This is a genomic window from Streptomyces sennicomposti, from assembly GCF_019890635.1.
GTDB lineage: Bacteria > Actinomycetota > Actinomycetes > Streptomycetales > Streptomycetaceae > Streptomyces > Streptomyces sennicomposti.
Map to the genome: position 1 here is coordinate 49,201 of NZ_JAIOAB010000017.1, position 16,856 is coordinate 66,056.

The 16,856-nt window shown below is 74.1% G+C and carries 14 protein-coding genes and 1 pseudogene; 5 read left to right on the forward strand and 10 right to left on the reverse strand.

Annotated elements, in window-relative coordinates:
* The first annotated feature begins 324 nt into the window (after positions 1-324).
* Positions 325-3,003: an ATP-binding protein gene (locus K7787_RS12645; RefSeq protein WP_164389125.1), complete on the forward strand. Its 2,679-nt coding sequence runs from the start codon at positions 325-327 to the stop codon at positions 3,001-3,003.
* Between the two features lie 19 nt (positions 3,004-3,022).
* Here K7787_RS12645 and pcaDC read toward each other — a convergent pair whose 3' ends face one another.
* From pcaDC to K7787_RS12680, 7 genes and pseudogenes are all read right to left on the reverse strand, one after another.
* A complete protein-coding gene (pcaDC, locus tag K7787_RS12650; protein WP_223001447.1) occupies positions 3,023-4,159 on the reverse strand; it encodes a bifunctional 3-oxoadipate enol-lactonase/4-carboxymuconolactone decarboxylase PcaDC in 1,137 nt (378 codons plus the stop codon).
* The gene (pcaB, locus tag K7787_RS12655) at positions 4,156-5,520 is read right to left on the reverse strand and encodes a 3-carboxy-cis,cis-muconate cycloisomerase (RefSeq protein ID WP_223001448.1); all 1,365 of its coding nucleotides are present in this window, start codon (positions 5,518-5,520) and stop codon (positions 4,156-4,158) included. The genes pcaDC and pcaB overlap by 4 nt, the downstream gene beginning before the upstream one ends.
* Entirely contained in the window at positions 5,517-6,122 is a 606-nt protein-coding gene (gene pcaG, locus K7787_RS12660; protein WP_223001449.1) for a protocatechuate 3,4-dioxygenase subunit alpha, read from the reverse strand. Before pcaG ends, pcaB begins: the two co-directional genes overlap by 4 nt.
* A 6-nt stretch (positions 6,123-6,128) precedes the next feature.
* A complete protein-coding gene (gene pcaH / locus K7787_RS12665; RefSeq protein WP_009191575.1) occupies positions 6,129-6,902 on the reverse strand; it encodes a protocatechuate 3,4-dioxygenase subunit beta in 774 nt (257 codons plus the stop codon).
* Positions 6,903-6,988: 86 nt separating this feature from the next.
* Positions 6,989-8,191: a thiolase family protein gene (locus K7787_RS12670; protein WP_223001475.1), complete on the reverse strand. Its 1,203-nt coding sequence runs from the start codon at positions 8,189-8,191 to the stop codon at positions 6,989-6,991.
* 125 nt (positions 8,192-8,316) lie between these two features.
* Positions 8,317-8,952, reverse strand: a pseudogene (locus tag K7787_RS12675) (CoA transferase subunit B); the annotation flags it as partial.
* Positions 8,952-9,767, reverse strand: coding sequence for a CoA transferase subunit A (locus K7787_RS12680; RefSeq protein ID WP_223001477.1), 816 nt, complete (start codon positions 9,765-9,767; stop codon positions 8,952-8,954). The pseudogene K7787_RS12675 and the gene K7787_RS12680, both read right to left, overlap by 1 nt.
* Positions 9,768-10,040: 273 nt before the next feature.
* Between K7787_RS12680 and K7787_RS12685 the strand changes: the two genes are divergently transcribed.
* On the forward strand, positions 10,041-10,499 hold the full coding sequence (locus tag K7787_RS12685) for a MarR family winged helix-turn-helix transcriptional regulator (protein WP_223001450.1): 459 nt from the start codon (positions 10,041-10,043) through the stop codon (positions 10,497-10,499).
* A gap of 140 nt (positions 10,500-10,639) precedes the next feature.
* Positions 10,640-11,830, forward strand: coding sequence for a zinc-dependent alcohol dehydrogenase (locus K7787_RS12690; protein ID WP_019984275.1), 1,191 nt, complete (start codon positions 10,640-10,642; stop codon positions 11,828-11,830).
* Positions 11,831-11,889: 59 nt separating this feature from the next.
* Here the strand turns inward: K7787_RS12690 and K7787_RS12695 are convergent, their stop codons facing one another.
* Positions 11,890-12,996 carry an ATP-dependent DNA ligase gene (locus K7787_RS12695; RefSeq protein WP_050790795.1) on the reverse strand — a complete coding sequence of 369 codons (1,107 nt, stop codon included), beginning with the start codon at positions 12,994-12,996 and terminating at the stop codon, positions 11,890-11,892.
* A gap of 144 nt (positions 12,997-13,140) precedes the next feature.
* Between K7787_RS12695 and ligD the strand changes: the two genes are divergently transcribed.
* Positions 13,141-14,175: a non-homologous end-joining DNA ligase gene (gene ligD, locus K7787_RS12700; RefSeq protein WP_009191582.1), complete on the forward strand. Its 1,035-nt coding sequence runs from the start codon at positions 13,141-13,143 to the stop codon at positions 14,173-14,175.
* A 30-nt stretch (positions 14,176-14,205) separates the two neighbouring features.
* Here ligD and K7787_RS12705 read toward each other — a convergent pair whose 3' ends face one another.
* Positions 14,206-14,994, reverse strand: coding sequence for a VOC family protein (locus tag K7787_RS12705; protein ID WP_223001451.1), 789 nt, complete (start codon positions 14,992-14,994; stop codon positions 14,206-14,208).
* 230 nt (positions 14,995-15,224) lie between these two features.
* On the opposite strand from K7787_RS12705, the gene K7787_RS12710 reads away from it, so the two are divergent.
* Positions 15,225-15,470, forward strand: coding sequence for a WhiB family transcriptional regulator (locus K7787_RS12710; protein ID WP_019984271.1), 246 nt, complete (start codon positions 15,225-15,227; stop codon positions 15,468-15,470).
* Between the two features lie 198 nt (positions 15,471-15,668).
* On the opposite strand, the gene K7787_RS12715 is transcribed toward K7787_RS12710, so the two are convergent.
* Positions 15,669-16,646, reverse strand: a complete 978-nt coding sequence (locus K7787_RS12715; protein WP_164394440.1) for an acyl-ACP desaturase — start codon at positions 16,644-16,646, stop codon at positions 15,669-15,671.
* Between the last annotated feature and the right edge of the window lie 210 nt (positions 16,647-16,856).

The following is a 16,856-nucleotide window of genomic DNA, read 5'->3' on the forward strand; positions in this document are numbered from 1 at the left end:
CCGCCCCACTGTAGGCGGCGCCGGCCCCGACGGGGAGGGCCCGCCCGGCGCCGTCCGCCCGGCGGACCGGCACCACCACCGGCACCACGGCGAACCCGCGCACCACCGCACCATGAAAGTCCCTATACACCGTCAAATCTGCGCCAACTCACGCTCGTTGACATTCCGCCCTTTCCCCCGCAGGTCGCGGGCGCGCCGCGTCGCCCGCCCGTACCCGACGTCACCCGTGACGGCAACACGTGGCCGGACCGTCCTCCGCTCGGCCTCCCGGAGGGATACGCTCGGGATTCGTACGGCGTTCGGGCGGCTTGGGGAGGTACCGGAATGACGGAGGCACGGCCGGGCGCGGCCGCCTCGGCTTCCCTGTGGGAGCGCGACGAGGAAGTCACCGCCGTCCGGCGGGCGGTGGACATCCTGTGCGCCGACCGCGCGTCCGGGGGCGGCCTGCTGGTCTTCCAGGGCGAGGCCGGACTCGGCAAGACCGCCCTGCTGACCGAGACCCGCCGCATCGCCGAGGAGCGCGGCTGCACGGTGTGGTCGGCCCGCGGCGGCGAGATCCTGCGCTCCGTCCCCTTCAACGTGGTGCGCCAACTCCTCCAGCCCGCCCTGCTGTCGCTGCTGCCCGAGGAGGCCCGCGAATACCTCGGCGACTGGTACGGCATCGCCGGCCCCGCCCTCGGCATAGCGGAACCCGGCGAACGGCAGGCCGACCCGCAGGGCGTCTGCGACGGCCTGGTCAACGCCGTGCGCCGCCTGGCCGACCGCGAGTGGCCGCTGGTGCTGCTGATCGACGACGCCCACTGGGCCGACGAGGAGTCGCTGCGCTGGCTCGCCGCCTCCGCCGAACGCCTGGCCGAGCTGTCCGTGCTGCTCGTGGTGACCCGCAGGCGCGGCGAGGTGAGCGGCGAGAGCGCCCGGCTGCTGGACGCGGTCGCCGCCGCCGCGGGCGTCAGCGATCTGCGCGCCCTGTCCCCGGACGCCACCGCCGAACTCACCCGCAGCGCCCTCGGCCCGCACGCGGACGCCCCGTTCTGCCGCGAGGTGTGGGCGGTCACCGGCGGCAACCCCTACGACGCCGTCGAACTCCTCGCCAAGGTCCGCGACAGCGAACTCGAACCGGTCGAGTCCCGGGCCGGCGAACTGCGCGACCTCAACCGCTCGGCCCGCGGCGGCGGCCTCGTCGCCCGCCTGGAGGAACTCGGCATCGACGCCACCCGGTTCGCCTGGGCCGCCGCCATCCTCGGCACCGGCATCTCCGTCGACCTGGTCGCCCAACTCGCCACCATGAGCCGCGACGAGGCGGTGCGCTGCGCCGAACTCCTGCGCACCGCCCGCATCCTCACCGAGCCCGACCCGGCCGGCGCCCACGGCGTCGACGGCGACCTGGAGTTCGTGCACCCGCTGATCGCCACCGCCGTCTACAACTCCATCCCGGACGCCCTGCGCACCGCCATGCACGGCATCGCCGCCCAGGTGGTGGCCGAGTCCGGGCGCGGCGCCGCCGCGGCCTCCCGGCATCTGCTGGAGGTCCACCCGGACGACGACGAGGAACTGGTCGACCAACTGCGGCAGGCCGCCCGCGAACACCTCGCCGTCGGCGCGCCCGAGGCCGCCCGCCGCTGCCTGGAGCGGGCCCTGCGGGAGCCGCCCACGCCCGAGGTGCACCCGCGCGTGCTCTACGAACTCGGCTGCGCCACGCTGCTGACCGCGCCCGCCACCACCATCGAGCACCTCCGGCTGGCGCTGAGCATGCCCGGACTGGACGGCCGGGCACGGGTGGACGCCGTGTGCCGACTCTCCCAGGCGCAGTTGCACAACAACCAGCTGGAGGAGGCCGTCCGCACGGTCGAGGCCGAGGCGGCCCGCCACGAACCGGGCCCCACCCGGCTGCGGCTGCAGGCCACCCAGTACATGTGGGAGGGACTGCACGCCGGCGAGTCGATCTCGCCCGACCGCTCCGGGCGGCTCGCCGAACTCGCCGCCGCCTGCACCGGACGCGACAACTCCGAGCGGGCGCTGCTGATCCTGCGCGGCTTCGACGCCATGGCCCGCGGCGAGAACGCCGAGGAGGTCGTCGAGCTGTGCGACCGCGCCCTCGTCAACGGCCGCCTGGCTCCCGGACTCGGCTGGACCGACACCGAGTGGGGCATCGAACTGCTGCTGATGCTCGCCAGCGCCTACGCCTACAGCGACCGCCTCGACCGGGCCGAAGCCCTGTACAACGAGGCCTTGCGCGCCTACGAGACCGCGGGCTGGAGCGGCGGGCACCTGGCCCTCGCCCACGCCTACGTCGGTCTCGGCCACCGCAGGCGCGGCCGGCTCAGAGAGGCCGAGGCGTCCCTGCGCGAGTCGCTGCGGATCGCCGAGCGGGTCGGCCGGGGACTGCCGCTGTACTGGACGGCGACCTGCAACCTCGTGGACACCCTGCTCGCCCGCGGCCATGTCGAGGAGGCCTGGACGATCGCCGAGCGGTACGAGTTCGCGCCGCCGTACCCGGCCACCATCGTCATCCCCGACCCGCGCAGCGTGCGCGGCAGGCTGCTGCTCGCCACCGGCCGCACCAAGGAGGGCGTCAACGAACTGGAGGCCGCCGAGAAGGCGGCGGCCGTGCGCGGTCACCACAACCCGGTGATGGTGCCGTGGGCCGCGGACCTGGCCCGCGCCCTCGCCGTGGAGGACCCGGCCCGGGCGGCCCGGCTCGCCGCCGACGTCCGCCGCCAGGCCGAGCGGTTCGGCACCGACACCGCGATAGGGGAGGCCCTGCGCTGCGCGGCCGCCCTGGAGACCGGCCAGCGCGCGGTACGGCTGGCCGCACAGGCCGTCGCCTACCTGGAGGCGTCCCCGTGCCAGTACGAACACGCCGCCGCACGCGTCGAGTTCGGCATCGCCTCCCGCTCGGCCGCCGAACTGGAACGCGGTCTGGCGCTGGCCCGCTCGTGCGGCGCGGACGGTCTGGTGGCCCAGGCGCGCGAGGCCCTGGAGTCGGCCCACGGCGTGAGCTGAACCGCCTCCGGGGAGGCCGTCAGGGGGTTCCTCCCCCGGCGCTCTCCCCGGACTCCTCGGCCAGCACCCGCTGCGCCACCGCGAACGCCGAGTTGGCGGCCGGCACGCCGCAGTACACGGCGCTCTGGAGCAGCACCGCGCCGATCTCCTCGGGGGTGAGCCCGTTTCGCCGGGCCGCCCGCACGTGCAGGGCCAGCTCGTCGTGGTGGCCGTGCGCGACCAGCGCCGTCATCGTGACCATGCTGCGCTCGCGGCGGGTGAGCGTCGGATCGGTCCAGATCTCGCCCCAGGCGTAGCGGGAGATGAAGTCCTGGAACCGGGCCGTGAACGGCGTCTGCCGGGCCTGCGCCCGGTCCACGTGCGCGTCGCCCAGCACCTCCCGCCGCACCTCCATGCCCCGTTTAGGCGCCCCGCCGAAGTGGGTGCGCAGCGCGGCGAGGACGGCCTCCGGGCGCTGCGCGGGCGCCAGGTGCGAGGCGCCCGGGATCTCCACGAGCGCCGCGCCCGGCACCGCGTCCGCGATCTGCCGCAGCCGTGCGGGCGGCGTGGCCGGGTCCTCGCGGCCCGCCACCAGCAGTGTGGGCGCGCTGATCCCGGGCAGCCGGTCGGTCAGGTCGAAGGCGGCGAGCGCGTCGCAGCAGGCGGCGTACGCCTCCGGGTCGGCCTCCCGGTGGTCGCGGACCAGCCCGGGCACGGTGAAGTCCCCGGCGAACCAGCGGGCGTTCGCGCTCTGAACCAGCCGGCCCAAACCCTCCCGGCGGACCTGCTCGGCGCGCTCCCGCCACGGCCCGGGGTCGCCGAAACGGGCCGCGGAGCACAGCACGGCCAGCGAGGCGACCCGCTCGGGGTGGTGCACGGCGAGATGCAGCCCCACCGCACCGCCGAGCGACACGCCCGCGTAGGCGAAGCGTGCGACGCCGAGCGAGTCCGCGAGCGCGAGCACCAGCTCGGCGAGGTCGCCGACGGTCGCGCCCGCCTTGATCAGTCCGGCCGGCGATCCGCCGTGGCCGGGCAGGTCCCAGCGGATCACCCGGTGCGAGACGGCCAGTTCGGGAGCCACCTCGTCCCACAGCGCGTACGACGTGCCCAGCGACGGCCCGAGCAGCAGCGGGGGAGCGGAGGCGGGTCCTTCGAGGAGGTGGTGCAGGGTGGTCAACGTCGCTCCAGGGCACGGTCGGTGAGGGCTCCGGCGGAGCCGGTGTAACGGGTGGGGTCGGTCGCTTCGCCCAGCTCGACGCCCTTCAACTCTTCCCTTTCGGCGAGGAGTTCGCCGAGGCTTCGGCCCTCGGTGTAGGCACGGCGGGCGAGTTCGGTGAGGAGTTCCTTGGCGCGGGCGCGGCCGAGCACCGCGGCCAGTTCGGCCGACAGCCGCTCGGAGACGATCAGGCCGTGGGTGAGATCCAGATGGGCGCGCATCGCGTCCGCGTCCACCGTCAGCCCCTCGGTCAGCTCGACGGTGTCCCGCGCCGCGCCGCCGGTCAGGCGCAGCAGATCGCGCAGCGGCTCCCACTCGGCGTGCCAGGCGCCCGCCGGCCGCTCGTCCTCGGCGGCGAGCGATCCGTACAGGGTGGCCGCGAGCTGCGGTGCGCGCCGGGCGGCGGCCGCGATGAGCGTGGACCGCACCGGGTTGGCCTTGTGCGGCATGGCCGAGGAGCCGCCGCCGCTGCCCTCGGCCACCTCGGCGATCTCCGTACGGCACAGCACCAGCACGTCCGCCGCCGTCTTGCCCAGCGCCCCGGCCGTGAAGGCCAGGCATCCGGCGAGGTCGGCGATCGGAGTGCGCAGTGTGTGCCAGGGCAACAGCGGCTCGCACAGGCCGAGTTCACGGGCGTACGCGCCGGGCAGCGCCGTGGCGTCCTCGACGCCGTACACCGAGAACGCCGCCAACGTGCCGGCCGCCCCGCCGAGCTGGACGGGCAGCGAGTCCCGTACCCGGCCGACGCGGTCGCGGGCGTCCAGCACCAGCGACCGCCACCCGGCGGCCTTGAGGCCGAACGTCGTCGGCACCGCGTGCTGCGTGAGCGTCCGCCCCGGCATCGCGGTGTCCCGGTGCCCGGCGGCCAGCCGCCCCAGCGCCGCCGCGGTGCGCTCCAGATCGGCGTGGATCAGATCGAGGGCGCGGGCGGCGACCAGCATCGTCGCGGTGTCCATGATGTCCTGGCTGGTCGCGCCCCGGTGGACGTAGGGGCCGTACTCCTCGCCGACCGCTCGGGTCAGCTCCGCGACCAGCGGGATCACCGGGTTGCCGCCGCCGCGCGCGTGCCCGGCGAGGGCGCGGGCGTCGAAGCGGTCCGGATCGGCGGCCCGGGTCACCGCCTCGGCCGCCCCGGCGGGGACCGGCCCGAGGGCGGCCTGCGCCCGGGTGAGGGCGGCCTCCGCGTCGAGCAGCGCCCGCAGATACGCGGCGTCGCCGGTCGCGGCGGCGGCCGGGGAGGCGGCCCAGCCGGGCCCGAGCAGACCCGCCTCGGACGCGGACCCGGCGGCCGACGGGGAGGGTGCGGATGCTGGTGGTGTCACCGGAACTCCAGGAAGACCGTCTCGCCCTCGCCCTGAAGGCGGATGTCGAAACGGTAAGCCGTGCCGCCCTCCGCAGCGGCGATCAGCGTGCCGCGCCGCTCCTCGTCCAGCCGGGACAGCAGCGGGTCCGCGGCCAGCGCCGCCTCGTCGCCGGGCAGATAGATCCGGGTGAACAGATGTACGAGCAGCCCGCGCGCGAACACGCACACGCTCAGATACGGCGCGTTCCGCCCGCGCGCGCCGGGCCGCAGCGTGCGCGCGTACCAGTGGCCGTTCGCGTCGGTCTGACTGCGGCCGAAGCCGGTGAACTCCACGCCGTTGCGGCCGAGGAAGCCGCCGGAGGCCGGATCGCGCCGCATCGAGCCGTCCACGGCCGGCAGGACGCCGTCCGGGCCCGGGCCCCACACCTCCACGAGCGCGTCCGGCAGCGGCCGGCCCTCGCCGTCGTAGACGTGTCCGTGCACGGTGAGGGTGTCGGGGTGGCCGAGCGGCGCGATCTCCTCGCCGCCGCGGAAGGGCAGCGCGTAGCCGTAGAAGGGGCCCACCGTGTGCGAGGGGGTGGGCGCGACGCCCTCCGGGCGGCTGGTGTCGGTCTTCGTCATGGCAGGTCAGCGTCCTTCTTCGAGCCAGGTGGCGGCGGGGCCGTCCAGCACGATGTCCCAGTGGTAGCCGAGCGAGAACTCCGGCACCGACAGGCCGTGGTCGTACGTCGCCACCAGCCGCTGCCGGGCGGCGTCGTCCGTCACGGACTGCAGGATCGGGTCGTACGGGAAGAGCGGGTCGCCCGGGAAGTACATCTGGGTCACCAGCCGCTGCGTGAACGCCGAGCCGAAGACCGAGAAGTGGATGTGCGCCGGCCGCCAGGCATTGGCGTGGTTGCGCCACGGGTAGGGGCCCGGCTGGATGGTGGTGAAGCGGTAGAACCCGTCGGCGTCGGTCAGGGTGCGGCCGAAGCCGGTGAAGTTCGGGTCGAGCGGGGCGTCGTGCTGCTCGCGCTGATGGGCGTAGCGGCCGGCCGAGTTGGCCTGCCAGATCTCGATGAGCTGGCCGCGCACCGGCCGCCCGGCGCGGTCCAGCAGCCGCCCGGAGACGGTGATCCGCTCGCCGACCGGGTCCCCGGTGTGCTGACGGGTGAGGTCGTTGTCGATCTCGGTGATGTCCCGCTCGCCGAACGCGGGCGAGGACAGCTCGACCAGCTCCGGGTCCCGGGCGGTGTCGATGGCGACCAGCGGCTGCTTGGGGTGGCGCAGGACCGAGGACCGGTAGGGCGCGTAGTCGCGGCGCGGGTGGTGCTCGACGGGGGCGCCCTCGGCGACGCGCTTGTCGTAGGCGGCGTGCTCGGCCGCGATCTCCTGGTCGATGTCGTGCTGGGTGAGGGTCATGGCGATACCTGACGCTTCCTTGGCGTGCGAGGACGGGTCCTCGGCTTCGAGAGCCGAGGACGGGTCCTCGGCTTCGAGGAGGGGCCTCAGCGTTCGAGGACGAGGGCGAGGCCCTGGCCGACGCCGATGCACAGGGTGGCGACGCCCGTGCCGCCGCCCTTGCGGGCGAGCTGGTGGGCGACGGTTCCCGCGAGCCGGGCGCCCGAGGCGCCGAGCGGATGACCGAGGGCGATCGCGCCGCCCTGCGGGTTGAGGACGGCCGGGTCGAACGCGGGCCACTCGGCGAGGCAGCCGAGGACCTGCGCCGCGAACGCCTCGTTGAGTTCGAGGACGTCGAGGTCGGCGAAGCCCTTCCCGGCCTTGGCGAGCGCGCGGTCGACCGCTTCGACGGGGGCGAGGCCGAAGTAGTGCGGCTCGACGGCCGAGACGCCGGTCGCCGAGATCCGGGCCAGCGGCTCCCGGCCGGTGGCCCGCAGCCCTTCCTCGTCGGCGAGCAGCAGGGCGGCGGCGCCGTCGTTGAGCGGGGAGGCGTTGCCCGCGGTGACCGTGCCGTTCTCGGTACGGAACGACGGCCGGAGCTTCGCCATCGCCGCGAGCGAGGCGTCGGGGCGTACGCACTCGTCGGCGGCGAACAGGACCGGCTCGCCCTTGCGCCGCGGGACGGGCACCGGGACCAGTTCGGCGTCGAAGAGGCCGCCGGCCTGTGCCTCGGCGGCCTTTTGGTGGGAGGCGAGGGCGAACGCGTCCTGCTGCTCGCGGGTGAGGGAGTGCTTGTCGGCGATGAGTTCGGCGGACTCGCCCAGCGGAACGGTCCACTGCGGCTCCATCCTCGGGTTGACCATGCGCCAGCCGAGGGTGGTCGAGTACAGCTCCGTGTGCCCGGCCGGGAACGGCCGGTCGCTCTTGGGCAGCACGTACGGGGCGCGGGTCATCGACTCCACGCCGCCCGCCACCGCGATCGAGGCGTCGCCGACGGCGATGGCGCGGGCGGCCTGGATCACCGCCTCCAGGCCGGAGGCGCACAGCCGGTTGACGGTGACGCCGGGCACGCTGGTGGGCAGCCCGGCCAGCAGGGCCGCCATCCGGCCGACGTTGCGGTTCTCCTCGCCGGCGCCGTTGGCGTTGCCGAGGTACACGTCCTCGATCCGGGCCGGGTCCAGGTCCGGGGTGCGGGCGAGGAGTCCGCGCAGGGCGTGGGCGGCCAGGTCGTCCGGGCGGACGCCCGCCAGGGCGCCGTCGTAGCGGCCGATCGGGGTGCGGACCGCGTCGACGACGTAGACGGTCCTCAGGGCGTCCTTCACTTCGGATCCTCCGCGTCCTTCAGGTCGGCTGCGTCCTTCGTGCCGTCGGCGTCCTCCGGGGCGTCCGCGCCCCTCGCGGCCTCGGCGGCCTTCGCGTCGTCCGCGCGCTCCGGGCCCGCCGCGACGGTCAGGCGGGCGCCGGTCGCGGCGGCGACCTCGGCCGCGGTGACGCCGGGCGCGGTCTCTCGCAGGACGAGTCCGTCGCCGGTGACGTCCAGGACGCCCAGGTCGGTGATGATCCGGTCCACGCACGCCCTGCCGGTCAGCGGAAGCGCGCACTCCGTGAGGATCTTCGGCGAGCCGTCCTTGGCGGTGTGGGTCATCACCACGATGACCGTGCGCGCCCCGTGGACGAGGTCCATCGCGCCGCCGATGCCGGTGACCAGCTTGCCGGGGACGGCCCAGTTGGCCAGGTCGCCCTTCTCGGAGACCTGCATCGCGCCGAGCACGGCGACGTCGATGTGCCCGCCGCGGATCATCGCGAACGAGAGCGCCGAGTCGAAGAAGGACGCCCCGGGCAGGACGGTGACGGTCTCCTTGCCCGCGTTGATCAGGTCCGGGTCGACCTGGTCCTCGGTCGGGTAGGGGCCGGTGCCGAGGATGCCGTTCTCCGACTCCAGGATCACCTCCACCCCCTCGGGCAGATGGTTGGGGATCAGCGTCGGCAGTCCGATGCCGAGGTTGACGTACTGGCCGTCGCGCAGCTCGCGCGCGGCGCGGGCGGCCATCTCCTCACGCGTCCAGGCCATCAGCGGCTCACCGTCCCCCGCGAAGTGCCCTGCGCGGCGGGCGCCGTCGCCCGCGCGGCGGGCGCGGAGACCGTCCGCTTCTCGATCCGCTTGTCGGCCGCCTGCTCGGCGGTCAGGGCGACCACCCGCTGGACGAAGATCCCCGGCAGGTGCACCGCGTCGGGATCGATGCCGCCCGGTTCGACCAGTTCCTCCACCTCGGCGATCGTGACCTTGCCGGCCATCGCCGCGAGCGGGTTGAAGTTGCGGGTGGACCTGTTGAAGACGAGGTTGCCGTGCCGGTCGCCCCTCGCCGCGCGGACCAGCGCGAAGTCGGTGCGGATGCCGCGCTCCAGGACGTACTCGACGCCGTCGAACGCGCGGACCTCCTTGGGCGGGGAGGCCAGCGCGACGCCGCCGGAGCCGTCGTAGCGCCAGGGCAGCCCGCCGTCGGCGACCTGGGTGCCGACCCCGGCGGGGGTGTAGAAGGCGGGGATGCCCGCGCCGCCGGCCCGCAGCCGCTCGGCGAGCGTGCCCTGCGGAATCAGCTCCACCTCCAGCTCACCGGCCAGGTACTGGCGGGCGAACTCCTTGTTGGCCCCGATGTACGAGCCGGTCACCCGGGCGATCCGCCCGGCCGCCAGCAGCACCGCGAGCCCCGAGTCCAGGGCGCCGCAGTTGTTGGAGACCACCGAGAGAGAGCCGGTCCCGCGCTCGTACAGCGCCTGGATCAGCACGTTCGGCACTCCGCTCAGCCCGAAACCGCCCACCGCCAGGGACGCGCCGTCCGGCACGTCCGCCACCGCCTCCGCGGCCGTGGCGACCACCTTGTCCATCGAAACGAGCCCCATCTCTCCCGAACGACACCCCGCGGCACGACGGCCCGCGACCGCGCCGGCACGAAGACACCGGCCCCCAGATAGTCAGGGCACTGATTATTTCCGCGAGGTTACCCACACGCTGCCACTCGGGGTCGAGGCCGTCAAGAGGCCCTTGAAGCGGCGGGTGCTCGGCGCGCGGCGAGTGATCCACGTACCGCCCGCGCACGGTATCGTTCAGTACACCTACGAATTCCGTGGGCGGCGACCGGACTCTCGCGAGGAGCGCACATGGCCGCGGTGGACCTCACCACCCACCCCGGGCACCTGGCCCGGCGGCTGCAGCAGGCCCACTATCTGCTGTGGAACGCGATGGTCTCCGAGGAGATCACCTCGCCGCAGTTCGCGGTCCTCAACGCGCTCGTCGCCGAACCCGGGCTCGACCAGCGCACGGTGGGGGAGCGGGTCGGCCTCGACCGGTCCACCATCGCCGAGGTCGTCAGCCGGCTCGGACGGCGCGGGCTGCTGGACAAGGACCGCGACCCGCAGGACGGCCGCCGCTTCCTGCTGCGGCCGACCGCGGAGGGCGAGAAGACCCACCGCAGGCTCGCCGTCCGCACGGCCCGGATGAACCAGGTCTTCCTCGGCCCGCTCAGCCCCGCGGAGCAGACCCAGTTCTTCGACCTGATCCGTCGGGTGGCGGACGCGGCCGAGGGCCTGCGCAACCCGGCCGAGCCCGACCGGGCCTGAGGCGCGGCGCGCACCGCGGCGCAGCCCTCCGGGGGCCGGCGCGCCCCGCCGCCGCCCGCCCCCTCACGGTTCGCCCGTTCGGCCCCGGGTACCCGGCCGGTCGCGAAGGTGACGGACCGCGACGAAAGGGGCGCTACGCGATGAAGGCAGTGACCTGGCAGGGCAAGCGCGACGTGCGGGTGGAGGAGGTCCCCGACCCCGAGATCCAGGAGCCGACGGACGCCGTCATCCGGATCACCTCCAGCGGCCTGTGCGGCTCCGACCTGCACCTGTACGAAGTGCTCACCCCGTTCATGACGCCCGGCGACATCCTCGGCCACGAGCCGATGGGCGTGGTCGAGGAGGTCGGTCCGGAGGTGCCGAACCTCAAGCGCGGCGACCGGGTGGTCGTCCCGTTCCAGATCTCCTGCGGCCACTGCTACATGTGCTCCTCGGGCCTGCAGACCCAGTGCGAGACCACCCAGGTCACCAGCGAGGGCATGGGCGCGGCCCTGTTCGGCTACACCCGGCTCTACGGCGCCGTCCCCGGCGCGCAGGCCGAGTACCTCAGGGTTCCGCAGGCCCACTACGGGCCGATCAAGGTCCCCGTGGGCCCGGCCGACGACCGCTTCGTCTACCTCTCCGACGTGCTGCCCACCGCCTGGCAGGCCGTCGCCTACGCCGACGTCCCGCCCGGCGGCACCGTCGCCGTCCTGGGCCTCGGCCCCATCGGCGACATGGCCTGCCGGATCGCCCGGGTGCGCGGCGCCGAGCAGGTGTTCGGCGTGGACCTGGTCCCCGAACGGCTGGAGCGGGCGCGCCGGCGCGGTGTGAAGACGTACGACCTGCGCGACTTCGACAGCGAGAAGGAACTCGTCGCCGCCATCCGCGACGAGACCCACGGGCGCGGCCCGGACGCCGTGATCGACGCGGTCGGCACCGAGGCGCACGGCAGCGCGGTCGCCAAGATGGTCCAGCAGGCCGCCGCGGTGATGCCCCGCCGGCTGAGCGGGCCGCTCGCCGAGCGCTTCAGCGTGGACCGGCTCGCCGCCTTCTACACCGCCATCGAGCTGGTGCGGCGCGGCGGGACCATCTCGCTGTCCGGCGTGTACGGCGGCTCGGCGGACCCGCTGCCGATGCTCACCATGTTCGACAAGCAGATCCAGTTCCGGATGGGCCAGGCCAACGTCCGCCGCTGGGTGGACGACATCCTGCCCTATCTGACGGACGAGGACGTGCTCGGCGTGGACGACTTCGCCACCCACCGGCTGCCGCTCACGGACGCGCCGCACGCCTACGAGATGTTCCAGCACAAGCAGGACGGCGCGGTCAAGGTGCTCATGACGCCGTGACACCCTAACGCCGTGACGCCCTGACGCGGCGTCGTCCGGCCGCTCGCCGCCCCGGCCCCCTACCCGCCGTCGCCCGGCCGCCCGTCGTCGGGCCTCGCGGGCGGCGGGCCGAGGATCTCGGCGAGGTCGTAGCGGACGGGCTCCTCCAGCTGGGCGTAGGTGCAGCTGCGCGGGGTGCGGTCCGGGCGCCAGCGGCGGAAGCGCGCCGTGTGCCGGAACCGCGCCCCGTTCTCCATGTGGTCGTACGCCACCTCGGCGACCCGCTCGGGCCTGAGCGGCACCCACGACAGGTCCTTCTTGCCCGACCAGCGGCTCGGCGCCCCCGGCAGCCGGGCCGACTCGTGGGCCGCCTCCTCGGACCAGGCCGCCCACGGGTGCCCGGCCGCGCTGTCCATGCGCAGCGGCGCCAGCTCCTCGATCAGCTCGGCCCGCCGCTTCATCGGGAACGCCGCCGACACGCCGACGTGCTGGAGGCGGCCCTCGTCGTCGTAGAGGCCGAGCAGCAGGGAGCCGACCACCGGGCCGGACTTGTGGTGGCGGTAGCCGGCGACGACCACGTCGGCCGTCCGCTCGTGCTTGATCTTGAACATGGCGCGCTCGTCCTGGAGGTAGCGCAGCCCCGGCGGCTTGGCGATCACCCCGTCCAGCCCCGCGCCCTCGTACTGCTCGAACCACCGCCGGGCCACCTCGACGTCCCGCGTCGCGGGCGCCACATGCACCGGGGCCGTGACCCCGGCGAGCGCCCTGACCAGCAGCGCCCGCCGGTCCGACAGCGGTACGTCGAGCAGCGACTCGTCGTCCAGGGCGAGCAGGTCGAAGGCGACGAAGGAGGCCGGGGTCCGCTCGGCCAGCGTGCGCACCCGGGAGTCGGCGGGATGGATGCGCTCGGTCAGCGCGTCGAAGTCCAGCCGCCCCTCGCGGGCGATCACGATCTCCCCGTCCAGCACGCACCGCTCGGGCACCCGCTCCTTCAGCGCCGCCACCAGCTCGGGGAAGTACCTGGTCAACGGCTTGCCGGTCCGGCTGCCCAGCTCCACCTCGGGGCCGTCGCGGAACACGATCGCCCGGAAGCCGTCCCACTTCGCCTCGTACTGCATGTCCGGCGGGATCCTCGCCACCGACTTGGCGAGCATCGGCTTCACGGGCGGCATCACGGGCAGCTCCATGCAGCGATTGTGCGTGTTCGCGAGGGGCCGCGCCCGTCAGCGGGCGTGGCGTGCCCGCCCGGCAGCGCCTGTGCGCCCAGGGAGGGCGGCCCGTCCGCGACGCCCGGTGTGCGGGGACCGCACCCTGCGCCTACCGTGGCACGCATGGGCGAAGCGGTGGAACTGGACGTGGCCGGCCGGACCGTGCGGCTGTCCAGTCCGGACAAGGTCTTCTTCCCGGAGCGCGGCTACACCAAGCTGGACGTGGCCCGCTACTACCAGGCGGTCGCCCCCGGCATCCTGCGCGCCCTGCGCGACCGCCCCACCACCCTGGAGCGCTATCCGGACGGCATCACCGGCGAGTGGTTCTACCAGAAGCGGGCGCCCAAGGGCATGCCCGACTGGATCCCGACCGCGCACATCACCTTCCCCAGCGGGCGCAGCGCCGACGAGATGTGCCCCACCGAGGAGGCGGCCGTGGTGTGGGCCGCCCAGTACGGCACCCTCACCTTCCACCCCTGGCCGGTGCGCCGCGACGACGTCGACCACCCGGACGAACTGCGCATCGACCTCGACCCGCAGCCCGGCACCGACTACGACGACGCGGTCCGCGCCGCCGGTGAACTGCGCGCCGTGCTGGAGGAGTTCGGCGGACTGCGCGGCTGGCCCAAGACCTCCGGCGGGCGCGGACTGCACGTCTTCGTGCCCATCGAGCCGCGCTGGACCTTCACCCAGGTACGCCGGGCCGCCATCGCGGCGGGCCGGGAGCTGGAGCGCCGGATGCCCGAGCAGGTGACCACCAAGTGGTGGAAGGAGGAACGCGGCGCCCGGATCTTCGTGGACTACAACCAGACCGCCCGCGACCGCACCATCGCCTCCGCCTACTCCGTGCGCCCCCGCCCGAACGCCCCCGTCTCCGCGCCGCTGCGCTGGGAGGAGGTGGGCGTCGCGCACCCCGAGGACTTCGACATCACCACGATGCCCGCCCGGTTCGCCGAGGTGGGCGACGTGCACGCCGACATGGACGACCACGCCTACGCGCTGGACGCGCTGCTGGAGCTGGCCGACCGCGACGAGCGCGAGCACGGCCTCGGCGATCTGCCCTATCCGCCCGATCACCCGAAGATGCCGGGCGAGCCGAAACGCGTCCAGCCCAGCCGCGCCAAGCGGGACGACCGGCCCGCCTCCGAGGCGTCGTAGGCCCCCGAGGCGTCGTGGAAGACCCTCGTCTCACTCCCGCGGCGCCGGCCGCAGTACGGCGAACCGGGCGCCGTACGGATCGGCGAGGCGGGCGACGCGGCCGACCCCCGCGATGTCGGTGGCGGGCAGCCGGACCGTGCCGCCCAGCTCCGCCGCCCGGGCGACCACGGCGTCCGCGTCCAGCACGGCGAAGTACGGCAGCCAGTACGCGCCCGCCGCCGCCTCGGCCGGATCGTCGCCGAGCGGCACGAAACCGCCGAACATGGCGTCCTCGCCGCCGCCCGCCGGATTGACGCAGGTGTACGTGCCGTCCGGGAAGGACACCGCGGAGGTCTCCAGCCCCAGCACGCGGTGGTAGAAGGCGGCGGCCGCCGCGATGTCCGGCGTGTACAGCTCGACCCAGCACAGGGCGCCGGGTGCGCCCGCCACGTCCACGCCCGCGGTCCGCCCCGGCTGCCACAGCCCGAACGGCACGCCCGCCCGGTCGGCGAGGAGCGCCATGTGGCCCTCGCCCATGACGTCGATCGGATGGACCAGCACACGGCCGTGCGCCTGCTCGGCGGCCGCGGCGGTCGCCCGGGCGTCGGGGGTGCGGAAGTACACGGTCCAGGACGGCGGCCCCTGGCTCGGCTGGATCTCCATGCCGCCGGCCACCGTACGGCCGTCCAGCTGGAAGAAGCCGTAGCCGCCGCTGCCGGGCCCGGCCGGGCGGAACTCCCAGCCGAACAGGGCGCGGTAGAAGGCGCGGGCGCCGTCGAGGTCGGGGGCGCCGACGTCGATCCAGTCGGGGGCGCCGTCGGTGAAACGGGTGGTGAGCATCGTCGCCCTCCTCGGCAGGGGCCGCTGTCCGCTCTGCGCTTGCGTCTGCTCTGCTCTGCTCTGCCGAGTCTCGCACCGCCCGCCGGCGATCGCCGCCGCACACGCGGGTGGGCGCGCCGCCGTGCGCACGCGCCGCCGCCGGGCCATCATCGAGGCGGCCGGCGGACTGTGAACGCCGCGTTGAGTGCGCGTTGATCGAACGTTTTTCGCCGCCTGCCACGCTTTCGGACATGCACATCGAGACCATGACCCCGGCCGACCCGGCCTGGCAGGCCCAGGCGCTGTGCGCGCAGACCGGGGCCGACTTCTTCTTCCCCGAGCCGGGCAGCTCCGTGCGCGAGGCCAAGCGCATCTGCGCCCTGTGCGAGATGCGCCCGGCCTGCCTGGAGTACGCCCTCGCCCACGACGAACGCTTCGGCGTCTGGGGCGGCCTGTCCGAGAAGGAACGGCTCGGCCTGCGCCGGACCGCGCGCTAGGCCGTGTCGTCAAATTCCCGCCTGCTCCGCGACGCCATGCACGCACTCTCGCCGCACCGGACCCAGACCCGAGTACGTCCAGTACGAGGGTCAGGATCCGGCACGCCGAGAGCACGCACCTGACGCCGCAGAGCGCGCCCTCCGGGCGGACGGCGGGAATTTGACGACACGGCCTAGAGGCGCGCGGCCCGGCGGGGCTCACGCGCCGGCGCGGGCCGCCATCCGGGCCTTGCGGGCCGCCAGCTTCGCGTCGAACTTGGCCGCCTCCGCGTCCAGACCGCCCATGAACAGACCCAGTTCCTCCTGCGCCCGCACGCCCTCGGGGCCGAGGCCGTCGATGTCCAGCACCTTCAGATGGCGCAGCACCGGCTGCAGCACGTCGTCGTGGTGGATGCGCAGGTTGTAGACCTCGCCGATGGCCATCTGCGCCGCCGCCCGCTCGAAGCCGGGGATGCCGTGGCCGGGCATGCGGAACTCCACCACCACGTCCCGCACCGCCTGCATGGTGAGGTCGGGTGCGAGTTCGAAGGCCGCCTTGAGCAGATTGCGGTAGAAGACCATGTGCAGGTTCTCGTCGGTCGCGATGCGCGCGAGCATGCGGTCGCAGACCGGATCGCCGGACTGGTGGCCGGTGTTGCGGTGCGAGATACGGGTGGCCAGCTCCTGGAAGGCGACGTAGGCGATCGAGTGCAGCATCGAGTGCCGGTTGTCGGACTCGAAGCCCTCGCTCATGTGCGACATCCGGAACTGCTCCAGCTTGTCCGGGTCCACCGCGCGCGAGGTGAGCAGGTAGTCCCGCATCACGATGCCGTGCCGGCCCTCCTCCGCAGTCCAGCGGTGCACCCAGGTGCCCCACGCGCCGTCCCGGCCGAACAGGCTGGCGATCTCGTGGTGGTAGCTGGGGAGGTTGTCCTCGGTCAGCAGGTTCACGACCAGCGCGGTCCGGCCGATCTCCGTGACCTTGGACTGCTGCTTGTCCCACGCCTCGCCGTCGGCGAACTGGCCGGGGAAGTTGCGGCCGTCGCTCCACGGGACGTACTCGTGCGGCATCCAGTCCTTGGCGACCTTCAGATGCCGGTTCAGTTCCCGCTCGACCACTTCCTCCAGTGCGTACAGCAGCCGGGCGTCGGTCCAGACGGCGGACGGGCTGCCGAGGTGCGGGGAAGTGATCGTCATGGATACTCCAGGGGGACGTGCGGGGGCCGGGCGGGAGCCGGCACCGCCGAGCGGGAAACGGTCGAACAGGCCGGCGAGCGGTGCCGGCCAACCTACGGAATCGTAGGCTACGAGACCGTAGGTTACGTAACCGTAGGTTAAGGCCGCCGTAAAGACCGCCGTAAAGACCGCCCCGCGTACCCCGTCCGGCCCGCCCCGACGGGCCGTATG

Coding starts and splice junctions, on each gene's coding strand:
- K7787_RS12645 (WP_164389125.1), top strand. CDS start 325: ATGACGGAGGCACGGCCGGGCGCGGCCGCCTCGGCTTCCCTGTGGGAG.
- pcaG (WP_223001449.1), bottom strand. CDS start 6,122: ATGACGAAGACCGACACCAGCCGCCCGGAGGGCGTCGCGCCCACCCCC.
- pcaH (WP_009191575.1), bottom strand. CDS start 6,902: ATGACCCTCACCCAGCACGACATCGACCAGGAGATCGCGGCCGAGCAC.
- K7787_RS12680 (WP_223001477.1), bottom strand. CDS start 9,767: ATGGACAAGGTGGTCGCCACGGCCGCGGAGGCGGTGGCGGACGTGCCG.
- K7787_RS12685 (WP_223001450.1), top strand. CDS start 10,041: ATGGCCGCGGTGGACCTCACCACCCACCCCGGGCACCTGGCCCGGCGG.
- K7787_RS12690 (WP_019984275.1), top strand. CDS start 10,640: ATGAAGGCAGTGACCTGGCAGGGCAAGCGCGACGTGCGGGTGGAGGAG.
- K7787_RS12695 (WP_050790795.1), bottom strand. CDS start 12,996: ATGGAGCTGCCCGTGATGCCGCCCGTGAAGCCGATGCTCGCCAAGTCG.
- ligD (WP_009191582.1), top strand. CDS start 13,141: ATGGGCGAAGCGGTGGAACTGGACGTGGCCGGCCGGACCGTGCGGCTG.
- K7787_RS12705 (WP_223001451.1), bottom strand. CDS start 14,994: ATGCTCACCACCCGTTTCACCGACGGCGCCCCCGACTGGATCGACGTC.
- K7787_RS12710 (WP_019984271.1), top strand. CDS start 15,225: ATGCACATCGAGACCATGACCCCGGCCGACCCGGCCTGGCAGGCCCAG.
- K7787_RS12715 (WP_164394440.1), bottom strand. CDS start 16,646: ATGACGATCACTTCCCCGCACCTCGGCAGCCCGTCCGCCGTCTGGACC.